13 protein-coding genes and 2 pseudogenes are annotated in these 20,664 nt (G+C 35.2%); 1 reads left to right on the top strand and 14 read right to left on the bottom strand.

Annotated features, from left to right (window positions below; all coding sequences use genetic code 11):
* Nucleotides 1-17 precede the first annotated feature (17 nt).
* Genes QQS35_RS22305 through QQS35_RS22295 form a run of 3 tightly spaced genes read right to left on the bottom strand, consistent with a single transcriptional unit; the run spans nucleotide 18 to nucleotide 2,761 of the window.
* A complete protein-coding gene (locus QQS35_RS22305; RefSeq protein WP_285934470.1) occupies nucleotides 18-1,118 on the bottom strand; it encodes an ABC transporter permease in 1,101 nt (366 codons plus the stop codon).
* Complete coding sequence (locus QQS35_RS22300; protein WP_285934469.1) at nucleotides 1,115-2,035, bottom strand: ABC transporter ATP-binding protein; 921 nt, start codon at nucleotides 2,033-2,035, stop codon at nucleotides 1,115-1,117. Before QQS35_RS22300 ends, QQS35_RS22305 begins: the two co-directional genes overlap by 4 nt.
* 45 nt (nucleotides 2,036-2,080) lie before the next feature.
* Entirely contained in the window at nucleotides 2,081-2,761 is a 681-nt protein-coding gene (locus QQS35_RS22295; RefSeq protein WP_285934468.1) for a class I SAM-dependent methyltransferase, read from the bottom strand.
* Between the two features lie 193 nt (nucleotides 2,762-2,954).
* Between QQS35_RS22295 and QQS35_RS22290 the strand changes: the two genes are divergently transcribed.
* Nucleotides 2,955-4,349 (top strand): DUF2254 domain-containing protein, encoded by a 1,395-nt coding sequence (locus tag QQS35_RS22290; RefSeq protein ID WP_285934467.1) that lies wholly within the window; start codon nucleotides 2,955-2,957, stop codon nucleotides 4,347-4,349.
* A gap of 24 nt (nucleotides 4,350-4,373) precedes the next feature.
* On the opposite strand, the gene QQS35_RS22285 is transcribed toward QQS35_RS22290, so the two are convergent.
* From QQS35_RS22285 to QQS35_RS22240, 11 genes and pseudogenes are all read right to left on the bottom strand, one after another.
* Complete coding sequence (locus QQS35_RS22285) at nucleotides 4,374-7,610, bottom strand: DEAD/DEAH box helicase (RefSeq protein ID WP_285934466.1); 3,237 nt, start codon at nucleotides 7,608-7,610, stop codon at nucleotides 4,374-4,376.
* Nucleotides 7,611-7,949: 339 nt separating this feature from the next.
* Nucleotides 7,950-8,355 (bottom strand): annotated as a pseudogene (locus QQS35_RS22280) (universal stress protein); the annotation flags it as partial.
* Nucleotides 8,356-9,069: 714 nt separating this feature from the next.
* Nucleotides 9,070-9,837, bottom strand: a complete 768-nt coding sequence (locus tag QQS35_RS22855; RefSeq protein WP_331490942.1) for a DUF2264 C-terminal domain-containing protein — start codon at nucleotides 9,835-9,837, stop codon at nucleotides 9,070-9,072.
* A 36-nt stretch (nucleotides 9,838-9,873) separates the two neighbouring features.
* Nucleotides 9,874-10,926, bottom strand: a pseudogene (locus QQS35_RS22850) (DUF2264 domain-containing protein); the annotation flags it as partial.
* An 18-nt stretch (nucleotides 10,927-10,944) separates the two neighbouring features.
* Nucleotides 10,945-12,777: a heparinase II/III family protein gene (locus QQS35_RS22270; protein ID WP_285934465.1), complete on the bottom strand. Its 1,833-nt coding sequence runs from the start codon at nucleotides 12,775-12,777 to the stop codon at nucleotides 10,945-10,947.
* 12 nt (nucleotides 12,778-12,789) lie between these two features.
* Nucleotides 12,790-14,412: a response regulator transcription factor gene (locus QQS35_RS22265; protein WP_285934464.1), complete on the bottom strand. Its 1,623-nt coding sequence runs from the start codon at nucleotides 14,410-14,412 to the stop codon at nucleotides 12,790-12,792.
* Between the two features lie 5 nt (nucleotides 14,413-14,417).
* Complete coding sequence (locus QQS35_RS22260; protein ID WP_285934463.1) at nucleotides 14,418-16,217, bottom strand: cache domain-containing sensor histidine kinase; 1,800 nt, start codon at nucleotides 16,215-16,217, stop codon at nucleotides 14,418-14,420.
* Between the two features lie 167 nt (nucleotides 16,218-16,384).
* Nucleotides 16,385-17,794, bottom strand: a complete 1,410-nt coding sequence (locus QQS35_RS22255; RefSeq protein WP_285934462.1) for an ABC transporter substrate-binding protein — start codon at nucleotides 17,792-17,794, stop codon at nucleotides 16,385-16,387.
* A 153-nt stretch (nucleotides 17,795-17,947) separates the two neighbouring features.
* On the bottom strand, nucleotides 17,948-18,787 hold the full coding sequence (locus tag QQS35_RS22250) for a carbohydrate ABC transporter permease (RefSeq protein WP_285934461.1): 840 nt from the start codon (nucleotides 18,785-18,787) through the stop codon (nucleotides 17,948-17,950).
* Between the two features lie 15 nt (nucleotides 18,788-18,802).
* Complete coding sequence (locus QQS35_RS22245) at nucleotides 18,803-19,747, bottom strand: carbohydrate ABC transporter permease (protein WP_285934460.1); 945 nt, start codon at nucleotides 19,745-19,747, stop codon at nucleotides 18,803-18,805.
* Nucleotides 19,748-19,830: 83 nt separating this feature from the next.
* The gene (locus QQS35_RS22240; protein WP_285934459.1) at nucleotides 19,831-20,466 is read right to left on the bottom strand and encodes a YesL family protein; all 636 of its coding nucleotides are present in this window, start codon (nucleotides 20,464-20,466) and stop codon (nucleotides 19,831-19,833) included.
* Nucleotides 20,467-20,664 lie beyond the last annotated feature (198 nt).

Here is a 20,664-nt window from a genome sequence, read left to right as displayed (position 1 = left end):
GAATAGGAACGCTGTCCCTATTCCCACTTAAATGTACGGCTGGCAATGATAAATGCAACAATCGCCCAGCCGCTGAGGATGAGCAGTTCCAACCAGAGTCCTGTTATGGAAGTACCAACATTCATTACTCCTCGAAGTGCCGTACTTAAATGAGCTATAGGCAAGATTTGGACTATTGGTTGAAGAAAATCCGGCATGTTGCTAATCGGGAAAAAAACTCCTCCTAAAAAAAGCATTGGAAAAGTAGCAAACCCTGCAATTGGCCCAGCACTCTCTGGGTTTTTCGCAACCCCTGCAATAATAAAGCCAAGAGCCATAAAAGCTAATGTCCCTAAAACGACAAATCCAATTAATAGGAACCAAGAGCCAATAACGCTAACACCAAAGATTAAATTAGCAATAAGTACAACTAATAAAGCTTGTAGTCCATTTAAGGCTAACCTCGCAGTAATTTGGGCTGCTATAAATGTTGACGCTTTTAGTCTAGTCCCTTGCATTCTTCTTAAAATACCACGCTCACGCCATGCTGAAATTTGCCCAGCAACTCCATTCATATTGTTGCTCATAATCATCATTGCTACAATTCCAGGAACGAGAAAATCAATATACTTAATGTTTAGGGCACGAACGCCTTGAGCTTCAATTTCAACAATTGGGGTATAATTCGCTGTTTGTTTACTCCATTCATCAACAGTGGCATTGATAACAGTGAGTCCAAGCTCTGAAGCGGACATATTCGTTTCGTTATAGTAAACAGGCAAGGAATAAGCAGCGTCATCTTCTATTCGATTGGAAATCGCATCACCATAACCCTTAGGAATTTCCAATACCATTTGTAAGTCACCGTTTTCTAAAGATTCAAGTGACCCATCTAAATCATCTGATTGGTGTATTTCTACCGCTTCCTTTTCCTGTAAAAGAGCAACAAACTCCTTTGAAGCATTCGTATTATCCTGATTTACAATCGTCAGCGAAAGTGTAACGCCATCACTATTACCTATAAATGATCCAAGTGCAACCATTAAAATAAGAGGAAACAGCAAAGTGAAGAATAGTACTTGCCGATTACGCGAAAAAATTCGAAGTTGAGCTAACGTAAGTTGCCAGTATGCTTTCATTCTCGTAAACTCCTTCCCGTCATCTTTATAAATACATCTTCTAAAGTTGCAGTTCTCATTTGGAGGTCTTGGAGGTTGATATTTTGCGTAGAAGCTTGTTGAATCAAATCAGTTAAGGTCAATTGAACAGAATCAGTGTACAGAACATAGCGCCCGTTTTGATTGCTCATTTGTTTGACACCTTGTAATGAATGTAGAAATGAATCATCTTCGTTATGTAAAAGTGAAAATTCAACAGCGCTATCTGATTGGAGGTTCTTCACCAAAGTAGCAGGAGTGTCGAGGGCAATTAATTCACCTTGATCCATAATCCCTATCCGATCACATAAGACATGTGCTTCATCCATATAATGGGTGGAGAGAACAATAGTTTTACCTCTTGATTTCAAGTTTTCAATAATGTCCCATAGTGTTCTTCGTGCTTGCGGATCTAACCCTGTTGTTGGTTCATCAAGAAAGACAATTTTCGGATCATGAATAATCGCCAAAGCAATCGCCAAGCGTTGCTTTTGCCCTCCCGATAAATGCTTCACTCTATCCTTTTGTTTTTCCGTTAATAGGACGTCTTCAATTAATTCTGGTATCGAAACATGACTCGGATAAAAACTTGCATACATCTTCATTATTTCTGAAACGGTTAATAATTCAAAAAGAGAAGTCGATTGTAGTTGTACACCAATAACCTCTTTAACATGGCCGATTTGTTTACGAATATCAAAACCTCCAAGTCTCGCCGTACCCCCGTCAGGTTTACGGAGACCAACCAGCATTTCAATCGTTGTTGTTTTTCCTGCCCCGTTTGGACCAAGTAAACCAAAAACTTCTCCAGCACCGACGGAGAATCTCACATTGTTAACAGCCGTAGCTTTCTCGTATTTTTTGATTAATCCTTCCACTTCAATCATGTTTTCTATCATCGTTCCTATCACCCCTTCCATTGTATCTCGCTTCATTATACTCTATTATAATTTCCGTATCATAAACAACCACATAAATGTGAGTGCTTGTTTTAAGTCTGACGGTAAATCTTTTATCAATTCTTCACGAACCCCTTGTTTATAAACACCAAGACTATCTATTACTTCCCAACCATTTTCTTTTGCCAGTTGTTCAAACTCCCAAGGCATCATCGTATTGCATATAACGGATGATTCATACAAACGCTGATAACTATTGGAACGGGGAGCAGCCGTTGGTCCAAGTAATCCCAAGCATAATAGATGGTCCTTTTTTAACACTCGATGCATTTCATTTAATGCTTTTAAAGGTTTTTCGGTCCACTCTATCGAATTAACAGCCATTAAACCCGAGAAAGTTTCATTTTTAAAAGGCAAACTAGTTAAATCACCTTCAACAAACGCTAATTGATTATGCTCACTTTCCTTCTTAGCTCTTTCTATCATTTCTTTCGATAAATCTATACCAACCACGCGATAGCCTGCTTGATACAATTTCAATGAACCAAAACCATCGCCACACCCTAGGTCTGCAATGTATCTTCCTTTTGGCATATGTTTTTCTATAAATGGAATGATTGTTTTACGACTTCCATTCTCCCACATGCCTTTACTACTTTGATTCCAAAACTCGGCTTTTTCATCCCATTGTTCCCTCGCTTTCTGATGCCAATCAAATGAACTCATTTTTACACTCCTTCTCTTATCATTTTATATAGGATTAGGTTCCTCTTCTTCCAATTCATTCTTCTAACACTACCATTCAATTTCACCTTTTTCTATACATCTTCTACTAATTTACGAAGGATTAGATGTTAATCATACCCTAACAGAGGGTATAGGGAGAAATACAGATAACTTTCAAATAGGATGTGTCAAAATGATTGCAATTAAAAGACTCCCTGAAACGTTAAAAAAATTAATCAATATGTCACACAGAGAGCGAAGACATCAAATCTATTCTAATCTATTAATAAGGCCAGCTCTTCTTGGATTCATAGCACTTTGTTTATTTGGTATAACCTTATGGGCGGAAATGGCCTTAGAAATAAATAATAATATGGCATCTGTTCTGACTGCAGACTATCAACTGACACAAACTATATTAAGCACGCTCACTGGCGGGCTCTTATCCTTAACTTCCTTTACTTTCTATGGTGTTTTAACAGCTTTAACTACGTTTTCAGGTCAATTTTCGCCGAGGATAATTAAAAATTTCATGATGACTAGGGTTACCCAACAAACATTAGGAGTTTTTAGTGGAAGCTTTCTTTATGTATTATTATCTTTATTATTCTTAGGTGACGAAGACTCCACGCCATATTTTTTCGTACCAACAACAGCAACATTACTTGCCACTATATCGATTGCTTATTTTGCTATATTTATTAATCATATTGTTAAATGGCTTCAAGTGTCACATGTGACAGGTGAGATGAAAAAAGAATCCGTTAATATTATCGAAAAGTCATTACTTAATGAATTAGACAGATATAGAGTAGAAAATGAGAATACAATTAAAGATCAAATTCCAGAAGTGAAAGAAGGCCACAAAATTGCTGTTAATAATTCTGGTTATATACAAACCATTGATTTTGCTTTATTAATGGAGGAAGCAATTAATGATGATCTTATTATTAAGCTAGAACATAATGTTGGTCATTTTGTTTTTGGTTCAACACCTGTATTAACCTATTGGAAACAACAGGACGCAGCAATTGATGAAGTTAAATACAAAAACATGTTTCATATCGCGCAAAGTCAGACGGAAATTCAAGATATTGAATTTAGTATTAATAAATTCGTTGAAATTTCTATTCGAGCATTAGGAAATGATGATCCGAAAACAGCAACTGGCACCCTTTATGAAATTGGTGATTTACTTATAAATATTTCTCAAAAGGTAAAATTCACTCCCTACATGATTGACAGTGAATCAAAATTACGGATGATGCTTCAGGATATTTCTTTTGAAGACTATTTATATATAGGTTTTGCTTCCATACGACACTATGCAAGATCTAATGTAGTGGTAACAGTTGAACTTCTAAAAGTCTTAGATGCCATCGCTCAGGGTACAGAAGAACGTGATCACCAACATGTCTGGGATTTCGCAGAATATATAGCAAGTGGTTTTGAATATGATTATATGTATGATTTAGATAAGAGAAAATACACGAAAGCATTATACAACATCGCAAAAACAACAGGAAATGAACAAGCCTACGATAAATTACTTAAAAAATACAAAAATGAAATGAACGAAAGGACATAGTACAGGATAACCTGTACTATGCCCTTAATTTATGCTTAATAACTCGCGAATCTCATCTTCTGTTATGCTTGATAACATTGCTTCACCTGGTTGAATGACTTTTTCTATTAATTCTTTTTTTCTTTGCTGTAACTGATAAATCTTTTCCTCAATCGTTCCTTTTGTTAATAATCGGATGACTTGGACAACATTCTTCTGTCCCATACGGTGTGCTCTTCCTGCCGCTTGCTCTTCCACCGCAGGATTCCACCATAGGTCATATAAAATCACAGTGTCTGCACCAGTTAAATTCAGTCCCGTACCACCTGCTTTAAGAGAAATAAGAAAGATATCATTTTCACCTTGATTAAAGCGTTCCACCATCTCTACTCGTTGCTTTGATGGTGTTTGCCCGTCAATATAAAAGAAAGGAATCCCCATGCTAGTTAACTGTTCACGAATGATATGAAGCATACTTGTAAACTGCGAAAAGATTAACATTCGCTTTTTATTGTCTTGGGCATTGCTTACAATTTCAATTAACTGTTCAAGCTTGCCTGAACTACCTTCATAATTCTCAATAAATAAAGACGGATGACAACATAACTGTCTTAGTCTCGTTAAGCCTGCTAAAATCTTGATTCTACTCTTATTTAAACCTTCCGTCTGTAACGTTTCTTTCGTCTCTTTTTGAATTCTTTCAAGATATGCTATATACAATCCTTTTTGTTCTGTGGTCAGTTCCGAAACATGGGTTGTTTCAATTTTATCAGGCAACTCGGTTAGTACATCTTTTTTTAAACGTCTTAGAATAAAAGGACGAACCATTTTCGATATTTTTTCTTCCTCTAGTTTGCGAAAAACTGCTTGCTGTGGGAAGAATCCTGGTAAGATTACTTGAAAAATCGCCCACAGCTCATCAAGTGAATTTTCAATCGGCGTACCACTTAAAGCAAAACGTTTATGAGCGTTAATACTACGAACAGCTTTTGATGTTTTTGTAGCCGCATTTTTAATGGCTTGCGCCTCATCTAAGAAAAAGGAGCTGAACTTTCGATCTGCGTACCAATCAATATCTTGCCGAAGTGTTGGGTAAGAAGTAATCCATACATCTGGCATCACTTGACTTTCCAACATCGCTTGGCGTTCAATTGGTGAACCAATAACAACTTCCACTTGAAGGTCTGGTGCAAATTTTTCAAATTCCATTTTCCAATTATAAACAAGCGATGCTGGGGAAACGATTAATGCTGGTTTAGCTTCTTCTGATTGTTGTTTCTCCGAAAGTAAAAAAGTGATTGCTTGTAATGTTTTTCCGAGTCCCATATCATCCGCAAGAATCCCACCAAGCGAATAATGTGCTAACGTTTTTAACCATTGAAAACCAATTTCTTGATAATCTCTCAGCTCAGCCTGAAGATTAACTGGCTTATCAAAATCTAATTGATCAGGATTTTTTAAATCGTTAATAAGTCGACGAAATTGTTTCCCTACCCGAATTTTATTTCTACTTCCCTCATTAATAATTTCGTCTACTTGAAGCGCACGGTACACTGGCAGCTGCAACTTACCATCCTCAAATTCCGATGAACTAACATTTAAATCAGCATACAACTTGCTAATATTTCTAAACTGATCGTTGCCTTCAATTGAAACAAATGTACCATTTGGCAATCGGTAATATTTTTTCTTTTCTATAACCGTTTGTAGAATATCTTGTAAGTGGTTTTTATCTACATCCTTCATATCAAAGCTGACTTCCAACAAACTACCATCACTATTAAAATCAAATGATGTTTCCGGAGCATGACTCTCTGGTAAAAGAAGTGTCTTCACTGCGTTGGTTAGAAATATATCTGCTTTGTCCTCCAAATAAGGCAATGTATGAAAGAGAAAGTTATACATATCTTCTTCGCCTTCCACATATAATTTTTTGCCATTATATTTTAGTAGGGCTGTTTCAATTGCAGTCATGATTGCTTGTTCTTTTTGCACATCACGAATAATTAACTCGTTTGTGTCTGCAACCTCAGAAACACTATATTGTTGGAAAGGATTAATTGTAATCGGACCATAATTATATTCCACATCTACCAACAGCGTTTCTTCATCCAGGTCAACTAACATTTTAGCTTTTAAAGGATACTGTGAAATTTGATCGGATACTTGCTCGGTGATTTCTAACTGACCTACTTTTTTCATTTCAGGTATAACGATAGATAAAAAAGACTCCATCTGTTCTTTTGCAATTGGGATTGACTCTTGTTCAACAAACCTTCGTCCTGGTTGCTTAAGCCCAGAAGAAATTTCCCTTAAAATAGTCTGTTGTTCACCTGTTAGCTTATATAGCGCGTTATTTGTCCATGCATAGTTGTAAGCATCAAAAAGTTGTGTTTGCATTAGTGTAGTTATATCTAAGCTAAAGTTATCATTTGATCCCTTATCTAATTTAAAACTAAATGGTATTTCGTTATCAATAATTTCTATTTGTTTATAGGAACCATAGGTAGAATCAAATGAAAAATTTGTTTGTTTGAGCTTTGCTAAAAACTCATCAACAACCATTGGTGGAATTGTCAGGCTTCTATCATCTTTTCTATAAAAGTTTGAAGCATAAGCTAATTCATTCTTTTTAATTTTTAACAATAACTGAATAACATCAAAGTCGTCACGCGTAAATACATGTTCAGTAGGGTCATAGGTGAATCTTTCAGTAAAGAAATAGTTTTCATCCGCTTCAACCGCTGTTAAAAACTGATTTATATTTTTTACAACATATGTTCGTTTAACCCCGACCTTTAGTTCAATAGACCATAAATTAGATCTAGTAAATTGGGATTGGGTTTTTACGATAAACTCTACTAGAAGTGGTTGCTTCGTCACTATCTCCTTACTATAGGCTTGTGTTTGTTGGAAGCTCGAAAAAGCGTTAACAAAGTAATTGATTGTTTGTTGTTCTCTTTCCTGTTTAACAACATTCATTTCAGGAGAATTATTAGGCTGTCTACTTTCAATCTCCAAAAGACAAGCAACAACATGTTTACACTCATCAAATTCACGAAAAGCAAAACACTCACAATCAAAGTCAATGTCATCTTCTGTTATCGAAACAATAACGTGATATATTTTGCTACCAACCACTTTTCCATACCATTTATTGTTATACCCCTCATAATGAAGCGTTTTAACACGACCTTGCAAAAAATAGTTGTATCCTCTTTGATACATAGTGTCTAAAAAGCGCTTTTCAATTTCCTCCAAATAAACTGGTAAACTTTCCATATCTCCACAACTTTCCTTATTGATAGAAGCACTTTGACGGTTCTTTTGCTTCCTTTAACATCTTTATGTTATTAACCGATTTTTATATGCATTCGCAACGTTCTATATAAACTCATAGTACTTAATAATTATTATAGATACTTATTTTAACATAAATTACCACACATCCATATAAACAGAACTTTTCCAGCGAACTTAGAACAGAAACTCTATCCATTTAAAAAAGCGCATTATTTATTAACGCGCCAAAAATACTAAGGTTTAATATAATTTGCAATTTAAAATAACTAAAGCCGTTTTTAAATCACTAATAATATGTATCCATTTATTACATAAGAATCATTTCACAATAAGTACAGGGCAATGCGCACGTTTGGCAACTTTGTGACTGACACTTCATAATACAAACTCTTGTAGGCCATTAAGACCTCTACTTCCTATTATTATAATATCAACTTTATTTTCAATCGTATATTCCACAATTGCTGGACCAGGTTCACCATGTAATATTTTCATAAGACACTCCAGCCTCTTTTGCCATTTTTTCTACTTCTCTCATTTTGGATTTTCGTAAATCATTGACATCAACAGAATTCCAACTACTTAGTGCATCAGATTTAGAATGACCTGCGTCAACAACGTAAATAACTTCCAATATTGCATCCGCACTACAAGTTGCAATATAAATTGCATTTTCAGCAGCTCTCCTAGAATGTTCAGAACCATCTGTTGCTAGTAAAAATTTTTATACATACAACAACCTCCGTTTAATGTAATCCAAATTCTATATAGCTATTTCTAAAAAATTCACTATTAAAGTCTTAACCAGTTTCTTGTTAAACTTTCATAGATTATCAAAAATTCTGTAAACATCTGAGAAGTTATTAAAATCTTATGTTTATTTAAAGCTTTTTGTCTTCAATTTATTTTCTAGTAATAGAACGGATAAATAATACCCCAGTTAATACCGCTAATACGACATGCGTGTCAGTGACTAAAAATAAATTAAGTGCAAAAGTTATAAATGTTGGTGCTGGTGAACAATGCAGGGTATAAATAAAGACCAATCCAAATTAAATTGCTTCTTCACCAGTTTCTCTAGTCCTTTCCACTCTATTAAAACACCAAAAATAAATGCCCATAATGACATCCTAAATGAAAGAATATCCATCCATTCAGATGTTCTTGCATTTGCGGTTTCAAATTCAAAATAATCGTGAATCATTACATTTAGCAAGACCAACATACTAATAATTACTGCAGAAACAAATATTATTTTTTAACAATAGTAAACCTCCTGTTATCTCTACTAGTTTTAACACAATTTTCCATGTTAGTTGCTCGATCTCAACAAAGGATTACTAAACAAAAAAAGCCGAAAGTTATGCGTTTACACAGCCTCGACTCTTTTTTAGATTTACTATTTCAACATTCTTCTAAAAAAAGCATTTCTTTCGCATTATACGATATTCTTTTTAAAAATTATCTTACCTTGGCCTGCGGAATAAACAACCACATGATTATCATTTACTTCTACCCGCGGAGCAGCTTCCCAACTATCATTATTAAACATATCCGGTTCACCTAATACAGCGGACACTAGCCAACTTGTTCCTGGATTGATTTTAGATTTAATCGTCGGAATAACGGTTCGGGAATGTAACAAATTGGTGTTCGAATTTGGAAAAACAAGCTCTGGTTTTCCCGTACCACTAAAATCTTTAATACCACTCGATCCCCAAGAAAATGTGACCAAAACTTTTTTTTCATTTTGGCTTCTCCCTATCTGTTCCTCTCTATAACGAGCATCTTCTATCGCTATAGCAAAACCACCTTCAGCAGTATCTAAATATCGTTCTGTCTCTATACGATGAATTCGGATATGCCACGGTGTACCAGGTATTAACCACGTACTTACTTGAACATCAAACCATGGCTTCCATTCAGCAAAAAGCACACCGTTTTCGATCGCAGTTTCTTCACAACTTCTTTTGACTCGGTAGAGATTATCGCCTTCACTTAACGCAAGCATAGAGTCAAACGCTCCTTGGGCTAGGCCCCATTCTGCTCTAGGTACACTAAAACCAAAAAAATTAGAATAGGCAAACTTCTCATATTTTGCAGATGTATGTGTATGTTCATTGGTTGATTTATGTCCGGTATTAAAAGCCACAACATGATTTTTAGTTTCTTGCCTACAAACAATAAAGTATGGGTGGAATTGCACAGATTTATCGTTTAAATCTGGTAAAGGTTGCTCTTCCGCTTGCCAAAAACGATGATCTTTATTTAAAGCTAGGATTAAAAACGTTTTTAATGCCCAATAGGGTGACCCTGGGGAATTATAGTTTTCACCCATTACTAAATTCGGGTAACTATAGCCGATTGTTAATGTTCCACATGGGCTAAATATTGGTTGCTGAAACCACCATCGCAAATTATTTAAAATAATCCCTTTCATCACACCATAAGGAAATACTTCTACTTGTGCAAAAACGAGCGCACTCCAAAAAGCCGATTGTGCGAACCTGTAAGTCATACTTCTTCCATAAGCCAAAGCCGATCCATCTTCTGCAAACCAGTAGACAAAATCATGCGCAAATAACGCTGCTCTTTGTTTATACCGTTTCGCACGCTCAGGATCCTCTTCTTCCATTACTTTTGCATAAAATAATCCATAGTAATGGATAGCAAAGGAAACATAGTAATCCACATGGCCATTAACACCATCGGAATACCAGCCATCTGCTATATAAAATTCATCTATTCTATCCAAGTTCAGCTCGACTTGTTCTTTATTGTAAGCTACACCAACTTTTTTGAAACCTATATTTACAAGCACTGAAAAAAATAACCAATTACAATCATGGGAAGGATGGTGATTCACTTGATCCAACCAAGCGATTAGGTTTGTTTTTTCTTGTTCAGTAAGTGGATTCCAAAGTTTTTCAGGAATGAGGGCTAATGCTAATCCGAATGCTGCCATCTCAACAATTCGTTAATCATAATCATTGATTTCACCCCAGTATTCCGGATGTAGAGGATTTGTTCCGTTTTTTATCCCTTCGATTTGAAGATTCCATAATGAATACTCATCACCGCCAGCAAGTAGAGGTACGATCCCCCACAAAACCCTTGAAAACCCTTCCATTTCTGCGATTGAATCTGCATAAGCTGCACTTGTGTTATCAAGTTTAATATGTGCCCGCCCCTTACTATAGAAAGGTTCTAAAGGATCACAAATTTGTTTTAAAGCCAGTTGTAGGTCCTCTCTTGTCTTTAAGGGATTGTTAGTAATTGGTAAATCAAAAGCCATCAAATGTATCGTCTCCCTTTACCTAAATTGAAAAGCAATCTTGATATAACAGTCCTCTATTGGTTTTTTAACACGAAAATCTAACGCTAGATTTTCCTCTCTTGTTCCTGCATGATTATTAAATTCTATTCTTTCTAGTTTTAAATCTAGCAAATCACGTTCATACTCTATTTTTAACTTGTCACCAAGAATAATCCCACAATAATCTTCTTTAATAGAAAGGATTGGAGTGATAAACCGCTCGATAATCGATGTGGGTTGCTCAGAAAAACAATATGTATCTTCTAAAATCAGACATGGTTTTGCCGTTTTTTTCCATGTGAATTTTCGTGTTAATTGATCCAAGCTTTCCATGGTGTAAGCATTCGCTATGTCCATCTCGATTGATTCCACATTTTCATCATGCGTGACGCTGAGATCCTTCGCGGATTTCGACTTACCTTCTGACTGTAATTGATTATTAATAATCGGAACGGAGTGCCCCTGTGATCCGGTACATAAAAAAGAATATCTCTCTTCACTAAAATAAGCAGCATTATATTCACCACTACCTAAGTCCTTGAGAAATGTTTCTTCCTCACCATAAAGAATGAAGTGACCAATGTCATTGTGGTTGTGAGGCTCCCCGTTGTGACCACCCTTCGCCGCAAAAGCAAACCTCCCATGATTAGAAGCATGCCTAGAAATAAACCATTGGGATTCCTCTAAAAAATAAGACGTATCACCCCATGGATGACCTTCTTGGTATTCATCCAACCATATTAAATTTCTCAGTGCGGGTGCCCATCTGCTACAATGGTCATCTGTAAAGTGTGCACGCAATTCCGTTTCGGGTAGGTCAAAATCCGGATAAAGCTTCGCTAAGTAATGACTTAAGCCTAAGAATACGGAAGCTCTTGGTTGAGCATCTGAAAAATTCACTACCCTATTCTTATCTAGAAACGATTTTTGTTGAAATAGTGCAATCTGATGAACTTTTTCCATGTCAAACAAATCTATTGTTCCGCTCGTTCTTTTTTTAAGTAAATCAGCAAAATACACATAGAAACCAAAGCCATATTCCCAATAGCCATAACCTTCCATACATGTTCCATCATGATTGAATCCTTCTAAATAACATTCCATGGTTTGAAGCACCCGTTCTAGAACGATTGCAAGCTCAGCATCATTTTTAAACAAATGTAATGCTGTACTGCCAATCGAGCCTGCACATACAGCTGCCCAGTTATGGGTGGCCTTCTCCCACTCAAATGTTTCTTGATGAATATATGGCCAGATAATTCTATGATAAACCTCTTGGTGAACTCTTTGTTGTATGAACGGATCTAGTCTATTACCCACTAATTGCAAAATTTCACTAAGTGCAAATGCTGTTTCAGACGCAAATAAATCAATCGTATAACGTGTAGGTTCTTGATCCAGTGTAAACTGTTTATCGACTGCAATTTCCGGGCTATTGGATAAATGAGCAGGTAAACACCATGTATATTCATCGCAAATAGACCAAATTATTTCATGTAGCTCTTGCAAATATGCATGATTCCCCTTTTCTATTACCGTTGCCAAAGCAAATGTCGTAAGTCGTCTTCGTTTCTCAAAGTATATTTTCTCATATTCTAAACGCGACCCATCCTGTGAGAACTGTTTAAATACGGAGTAAGTGATTTCTCTTTTTGGCTCCTCCAACAACCTTTTAGCTTCTACAATAATTTCATTAAGAACAGGCTTGAACACAGCTTTAGTTTTGATTAATTCAAACCAATTTTCCTGCTCTTGATTACTTGAAAATAGAAGGGAAAAATCATCGTTTTTACTAGTAGCTAAAGCTTTCATGATATTCTCCTGGTTCATTAGAAATCTCCTTTACTTCGAGTGGCAAACATTGTTTCCCCTGTAATCTGATGGCGTAATGCCCGTATAATTCTTAAACAACTTAATAAAATAACTTTGATTATCATAACCTAACCTCTCACAAACCTTGCCAACAGAATCAGCAGTTTGATCAAGTAATTCTTTTGCACGTTCCATTTTCATCGTTTTTACGTAATCTACAAATGTTTTGCCAACTTCTTTTTTAAATAATCTACTAAAGTAGCTTGAATTCAAAAATAAGTGGTTAGCGACTTCATCTAGGCATAACTTTTTCTCAATATTCATGGAGACATATACACATGCTTCCAGTATTTCCTTATTCTTAGAACTATAAAGTGCTTCGTTAGCAAGATTCAAAGCGGATTTCAAGCAATCAATTAGCCATATTCGTAATTCATGGATTGTTTCCATTGATAAAATTTCTTGATGAATAATCTCCATATTAAAACTAGATTGAAAGTATTGAAGTGCTTTTAGCTTCACTTTCAACTCAAGTAATAGTTTCAATACCCATTCTTTTACTAATTCTGGCGGAAAAGCATTTTCCTTCATAAACTGTAACCATTTCGTTACGAACGGGTCGATATGATTCACTTGTTTCTGGAATATTAAATTACGCAGTTCAACGGTTGCCTCATCATAATACGCAAATAAATCTTTGCTATATTGTTCCTCAACATCATTTATCTTTAAAATGACACAATTTTTCATGTAAAAGCGCTGTCTTTTTGCGGCTAATAAATTCGTTATTTCAAACTGAAGCTCTTCAGGGTCACGATGATCACCTAATAAAAAAGAAACAGAAACGTTTAAATAGCTGTTTAGTGCATCTTGAATCTTTGTTAGTACACCAACCACGTCACCATAATTATCCATTTTTAATGAATCTTGATAAGGATATAAAATAAAAGACTTATTCCTCTCAAAATTAAAATGTGTAGCCTTTATATGACAATTTTCAAATATTTCTTCCACCACATTTTGAACAGCGAACTGAAATGTATCTTCTGATGCATACGTAGACTTTTGAGATTTATAGTTTTCTAAAAAGCACAAAATTGGTATATAGAATCTTTTCTCTAGTTTAAATCCAGAGAAATTGTCCCTGTAACACCAGTCATGTTTCGTTTGTGGAGATTGATAAATGAGTTCACGGAAAAACTTGTCTTTTGCTAAATGTTTGCTTTTATTTACCACATGTTGCAACTTCACCTGTTTCAGACTACTTTGATGTTCCGTTTCTAATTTTTTCTTTATCGTTAGTAAAAGCCTCGTTAAGTCTTCTGGGTCCAGTGTATCTTTTAATAAGTAATCCTGAACATCTAACTTCAATGCTTTTTGCGCATATTGGAATTCACTATGACAAGAAAGAATCGCTACTTGCAAGTCTGCTTTTTGTTCCTTCATTTTTTCAGTTAATTCTAGTCCATCCATTTTCGGCATACCAATATCTGTAATTAAAATGTCTGGCATGTCCTCTAGTGCGTATGCTAGTGCACTGGCTCCATTCTCATGCGTACTTTGCAATTCCAAGTCAAGCGACTCCCATTCAATCATTTCAGTTAAGAATTCTAAGGCTGGATAATCATCATCAACTAACATCACTTTGTACATAATGTTTAATTCCCCCTTGGAATAAGCAATGTAACCCTTGTTCCCTTGCCCTTTGCACTATCCACTTTCATGTTAAATTCTTGACCAAAAGTCATCACTAAACGTTCATATACATTGTAAAGTCCAATACTTGAAAAACCGGATTTAGAGCTTTTTAACTTTTTCGTTGAGCCATTCGTTGAATCAACATTCACTTGAAGACTCCTAAGTGTTTTTGGATCCATTCCTTCTCCATTGTCTTCAATTTCGATGATGAATTTATCAGTTGTAGTAAGTGAATGAAGTTTAATTGTCCCTCCACTTTGATTTAAACCATGAATAATAGAGTTCTCAATAATTGGTTGTAAGATAAAACGAGGAATAAATTGTTCATATGCTTCATTGGAAATACTAGTCACAAAAGTAACCTTATTCTTTTGTCTCATATTCATTAACAAAACATAATCCGTGACCATATTAACTTCTTCATAAAAGGATATAGTGCCTTTATCGGTATCGATGGTCATACGCAACAATTTGGATAACGAACTAATCATTTTGGCACTTTCTTTGTCTCCATTCTTATAAACTTTCATCCTAATAGAATTTAAAACGTTAAATAAAAAATGAGGATTTATTTGTGCTTGTAACATAGCTAATTCAGCTTTTCTTTTCCTACCCTGTGTTTCTTTAACTTCTTCAATCATTTCATTAATACGATCTAACATATGATCAAACGATTTTGAAAATCGTCCAATTTCGTCATCATTGTCAATACTTGAGCGAACGCGTAAGTCACCACCTTGTACATCTACAATAACATTCCCTAAATGCACTAAAGGTTTGGTTATTCTAGTAATGAGGTACGTTAATATGATAAAGAAAATAGCAAAAGAGAAAAATAACAGAAGAAAAACCTTATTAAAAATCGAATTAATATTAGATACAGCTTCTCGATAAGGAACAAAAGAAATAAGCCTCCAATTATTGAATGAAACAGACTTATTTGACACTAAGTAGTCTTGATCTTTCCTATAGATTATATCTGATTGTTTCTCATCCTTTTCCCCTTGAGGATAGCGTTGACCAATTTGAGCGGTATCTCTATGAGATAACACTTTACCATCTGCATTGATTAACATAATTTCTTCGTTACCCGCACGACTCTCAAAGATTTGACTTATTTTATTTTCAAACATGGTTACAACTACATATCCATAGATGATTGACTTCTCATTACGCAGAGGTCTAGCAACAGATAATTGATACGGATTTCTTGTTTTTTCTGATTCAAAAACGGTAGGCTGACTATCAATCCAGACCGATTCATACCCATGTAATGTATCTAGTTGTTTAAACCATTTCTCATCAAATATGTTCAGCGGGTTATAATCTGTCACTGGGTAATTCGTATAATACTTTCCATTTTTCAGTAGAATCGTTACTTGAGATTTTTCACCTACTAGTGTAATGTCCTCTATTGTTTTCATTACATTTCTATCATCTACAAATTGGTCATAATCTTGATTTGCTAAACTACTCTCAGCTTGCTCTGCTTTCTGTTTTAAAATAGCATTTAGTTTCGTATCGACTTGAACAAAGTTAACGATATACAACATATCTTCTAACAATTTGGATACATACTCTTCCGTTAGTTCAAGTTCCTTATTTGCATTAAGAATCGCTTGTTCTTTTACAGCATCCTTTGTTAAATAGTTGTAAATAGACAAACAAATAATAACCGGTACAGCTATACATATTACGGAAGAAAACATAACTTTATACCGAAAAGACATAGACTTAAAAACACGAGGCTTAAACCACATAAAAAGTCTCCTCATACGGATGGAATTCCATTTTTTCTGATGAAAAGGAAATTTCCATCAGTGATACTTCATGATCACTGATGGTTATTTTAAAAGTATGATGTTTCCTATCCTGATTAATTTGTGTCGACTTTGACGTATTAAACAAAGCCGACACAAGTTACTACTTAATTACTTTCTAAGATCTCCGTAGCTGTTTCTTGTAGTAATTCAATAGTTGTGTCAATATCTTGTTCTCCGTATATTAGCTTTTCGTATTCATCATTGACAGCCTGAAATATCTCCGCTTGACTTGCAACAGGAGGAATTAGCTTCGACGATTTTGCATTTGTTAAAACATTGATTAACGACTCTTTATCAACTCTTTCTGGGCTGACCGTATCCGCTAAAATCGTATCGACAATGCTAGCAAAATCACTTTCATCCACACCATTCCAAGAAGGAATATTTTTACCTTGAATTACTTGCCCTTCTGTTGTGTACCAACGGATAAATGTATACGCTTCCTCTTTATGTTCCGAGTTGGCTGCAACAGACATATAATCTGTTGTTACTGGTGTATATCCACTTTCGTCGCTACCTTCATTTGTAGGATATGGAGCGATTCCTACATCAAAGTTTAACGGGAATTGATCTGTTCCACCAAGCTCTGTATTCATCCAACTACCAATTAATACAAGGCTTGCATCTTGATTAAAGAAATTGTTTCGATAATGAAGTTTTTGTGACAATATATCTGTATATGGTGTTGCTGATTTGTCTTCTTTTTCCATTTTAACACGCATTTCTAATGTTTTTCGGAACATTGGGTCGTCAAAATTCGCGGTACCATCTTCTTTGATAAATGTTGAATTTTCGTATTTACTAGCAAGTGCAAGTTTCATATACTCCATCCAGCCACCTCCTTGAGGGCCATGGAAATAGGTGCCATAATGATCATCGGTTGTTAATTGCTTGGCATAATCCATGTATTCTGTCCATGTCCATTCAGTTGGAACCTCAAGACCCGCTTCTGCTAGATGGTCTTTATTTACTAGCACATACCAAGGATTAAACTTACCTGGTAACGCATAGTATTGATCATTTAAAATTGTATTAACTTTATACTCCTCTTCTACCTTATAGCCCTCTTCTTCAATAAATTCATCAATAGGTGCTACCATACCTAAACTTACTCGTTCTGCGTAAGAAGCAGGGTCACTAAACATTAACACATCTAGTTGCTCGCCAGAAGCTGCAGCTAAATCTAATTTTTGTAACGCTTCATTTGTATCGCCTTTTTCACTTAGGATCACTAATTCCACGTTAATATTTGGATGTTCTTCTTCAAAAGCTCCTAATGTTTCTGACCAATTATATGATGCTTCGTTTCCATGTGTGTGGAACTTGATTGTTACTTCCTCTTGCTCCTCTTGCTCCTCTGTCTCATTTTCTTGTTCGTCAGTCTGCTCCGTACTCTCGTTATCGTCAGCGTTAGCATCTGATGTAGTCTCCTCATCATCACCAGAGTTACAACCAACTAGGATACCAATCAAAATAAATACAGCAATAAAAGCTAACCAATAGTTCTTTTTCATGAACTATACCCCCTTTAATTTTAGCATAAATCGAGACAAATAGCCGCAATTTATGTAAGCCTTTACATTAGGATTGTAACAAATTTAAAAATCTTGGAATAAAACTATTTTTACCTATATAGTAAAAAAATTGACATTACGTTATCCCTACTACTAACCCTTAACTCCCCCAAGAGCAATACCTTCAATTACATGTTTTTGTCCGATTATAAAGACGATTAATAGTGGCAAAATAGCAGAGACTGCCCCCGCCATTATTAATGTATAAAATTCACCATTGATCGTTGTAAACTTTTGCAACGCTAATGGAATCGTATATAATTCATCTGTTCTCAAGAAAATCAGTGGATTTTGATAATCGTTCCATGTCCAAATAAATCTTAGTATTGCATAAGTAGCAACAGCTGGACGAACAATTGGTAATGCAATTTTCCAAAAAATCTTCCAGTGTCCCGCGCCATCAATCTTAGCAGCATCAATAAGGTCTGTATGAACACCCATAAAGAATTGACGCAACATGAACGTACCAAGAACACTAAAACTTCCTAGTAAAATTAATCCTAAATGACTATCAAATAAGCCAATACTTCTAAACAAAAGAAATTGTGGTACTAAGCTAGCCTGTGGCGGGACCATATAAGTCGCTAATACAATTAGGAATAACCAACTTCCTGCTGGAAAGCGAATCTTCGAAAATCCATAAGCCGCAAGCGATGAAACCACACACGATACCAATGTGGTTAATACTGCTACTTTAATCGAGTTCCAATAATATAAATAAAATGGATAGTCACCAAACCAAACTTCGTTATAGTTATTTATCATATTCCAAGTATCCGGAATCCATTGAATTGGGAACGTGAACACATCTCCTTCAATCTTGAAGGAAGTGGAGAGCATCCATATAAACGGTAGTAAAAAAGCAATACTACAAAAGAACATTACAATGGTTACAATAATTTTTTTTATGTTAATATGTTTTAAGCTATTCATCTGTTTGTCCCCCCTTTAATAATTAACCCATTTTTTCTGCCCTAACCACTGCAAAGCTGTAATTAGGAATACGAAAAGGAATAGTATTACCGCTATTGCTGAAGCATAGCCGATTTCTAAGTTGATAAAGGCAGTTTCATACAAGTGCCAAACAAGCATCGAAGTTGAATGCAATGGACCACCAGCAGTCAATACAGCAATCAAATCAAACACTTTGAAAGTAGCAATGATCCCAGTTACTAGCAAGAAAAATGAGGTTGGAGAAATCAAAGGTAAAGTAATATTTCTGAATTTATACCACGCATTTGCTCCGTCCATTTCTGCCGCTTCATATAATTCTTTTGGAATTGATTGGAGACCAGCAATATAAATAATTAAGTTAAAACCTATAGATATCCATATATGGATTAACATAACAGATATTAAAGCGAAATTAGGATCAGCTATCCAAGTCGGTGGGTTATCAATCCCTATAGACATAAGGACTTGGTTTATTGGCCCTGCGGATGGATGAAACAATACTTGCCATACAATTGCAATCGCTACTACGTTTGATATATAAGGCATAAAGAAGGCAACTTTGAAATAATCTTTCATATAAACATGCTTATCAATGATAATGGCGAGAAAAATTGAGAAAGCCATTGTTAAAGGGACTGTTAAAATAAATATACCATTGTTAATTAGTGACTTTACAAATATGTCATCCCCTAACAACTCTTTGAAGTTTTGAAAGCCTACCCACTGCAATTGGTCCAAACCTTGCACAAACTTCCAATCAGCAAAGCTAAGAATAAAGGTCGCTATGATTGGAAATAAAACGATGACTGAAACTCCAAGTAACATTGGTGATACGAATAAAGCACCCGCTATATTTTCATTACGTTCAATTTTTGTTTTTTTGAACTTCGCTTTCGGTAGCCTCTTAAGACCAGACCCCACTTCTACATTTTCTTTCATTTGTTTCACCTCATTTTTTGTATTTCACAAATAGGTTAGAAACCCAAAGTAAATTGCTTCACAGTTATTTGATAGCGCTATCATTATTTAGCTATTACTACTGGCTGATGACTAATCTTCTTAAATAAGTGCTTAGAAAAGAACATTGTAATGAAGCTAAGTCCACTTCCTAAATAGAGAAACGCAATAGCAGGAAATACCAAACAGATAAATAATACCGAAATGACAGCTACTCCCATGATTAATGTTTGAATTGGAAAAGAAATGGCGATTATCAATGCCGATTTGAAGTGCTCAAATGTAGTGTTTTTGAAATTAACCACAACTGGGAATATATAAAGCATAACTAACAAATACAAGATAAAAACAGTAGTAAAACTACCTAATATTAAAAATTGAAAAGGACCGTCAAACGAACCTAACAAGCTCAGATCAATTAAAATAAATACTCCACAGGTAACTAAAACCAATCCAATTACATTTGCTTGTTTAAACTCTTGTTTATAATAAGCAAAGAAAGTATGGAACAATGAAAATTCTTCTTCACCATTCATCCATTTTCTCATAATTGAATACATCGCTAACGTTGAGGGTCCAAGCCCAACAATGATAAAACCCACTAAAGTAAAAAGTATCCATAATAAGTTAAGATACGCTAACCGATAAATCCACTCACAAATCCGGAAAATTCCACCTGACCAACCACCTTGCAAATCCATACAGCCTCCCCCTGTTCTATTTTTTCCCTATTAACTTGGCTTAACGTAATTTTAATAAAGACTCGTGGAACTGAATAGAAAATTTTTTTACTACAATAGTAATTTTTTTTACCAATGTATTTAATAATGGCAATTGTAAATTAGCGCACTAGAAGCAGTACCTCTCAGGATTGATTTTTAGTAAAAAAATGATGTGAC

This window comes from Aquibacillus rhizosphaerae, from assembly GCF_030282825.1.
Lineage (GTDB): Bacteria > Bacillota > Bacilli > Bacillales > Amphibacillaceae > Aquibacillus_C > Aquibacillus_C rhizosphaerae.
This window is presented reverse-complemented; position numbering and strand designations above follow the sequence as displayed.

What these genes read in the sequence shown, in the direction of transcription:
- QQS35_RS22305 (WP_285934470.1), bottom strand. Translation starts at nt 1,118, where the DNA reads ATGAAAGCATACTGGCAACTTACGTTAGCTCAACTTCGAATTTTTTCG.
- QQS35_RS22240 (WP_285934459.1), bottom strand. Translation starts at nt 20,466, where the DNA reads ATGGATTTGCAAGGTGGTTGGTCAGGTGGAATTTTCCGGATTTGTGAG.
- QQS35_RS22265 (WP_285934464.1), bottom strand. Translation starts at nt 14,412, where the DNA reads ATGTACAAAGTGATGTTAGTTGATGATGATTATCCAGCCTTAGAATTC.
- QQS35_RS22245 (WP_285934460.1), bottom strand. Translation starts at nt 19,747, where the DNA reads ATGAAAGAAAATGTAGAAGTGGGGTCTGGTCTTAAGAGGCTACCGAAA.
- QQS35_RS22270 (WP_285934465.1), bottom strand. Translation starts at nt 12,777, where the DNA reads ATGAACCAGGAGAATATCATGAAAGCTTTAGCTACTAGTAAAAACGAT.
- QQS35_RS22300 (WP_285934469.1), bottom strand. Translation starts at nt 2,035, where the DNA reads ATGATAGAAAACATGATTGAAGTGGAAGGATTAATCAAAAAATACGAG.
- QQS35_RS22255 (WP_285934462.1), bottom strand. Translation starts at nt 17,794, where the DNA reads ATGAAAAAGAACTATTGGTTAGCTTTTATTGCTGTATTTATTTTGATT.
- QQS35_RS22250 (WP_285934461.1), bottom strand. Translation starts at nt 18,787, where the DNA reads ATGAATAGCTTAAAACATATTAACATAAAAAAAATTATTGTAACCATT.
- QQS35_RS22260 (WP_285934463.1), bottom strand. Translation starts at nt 16,217, where the DNA reads ATGTGGTTTAAGCCTCGTGTTTTTAAGTCTATGTCTTTTCGGTATAAA.
- QQS35_RS22295 (WP_285934468.1), bottom strand. Translation starts at nt 2,761, where the DNA reads ATGAGTTCATTTGATTGGCATCAGAAAGCGAGGGAACAATGGGATGAA.
- QQS35_RS22290 (WP_285934467.1), top strand. Translation starts at nt 2,955, where the DNA reads ATGATTGCAATTAAAAGACTCCCTGAAACGTTAAAAAAATTAATCAAT.
- QQS35_RS22285 (WP_285934466.1), bottom strand. Translation starts at nt 7,610, where the DNA reads ATGGAAAGTTTACCAGTTTATTTGGAGGAAATTGAAAAGCGCTTTTTA.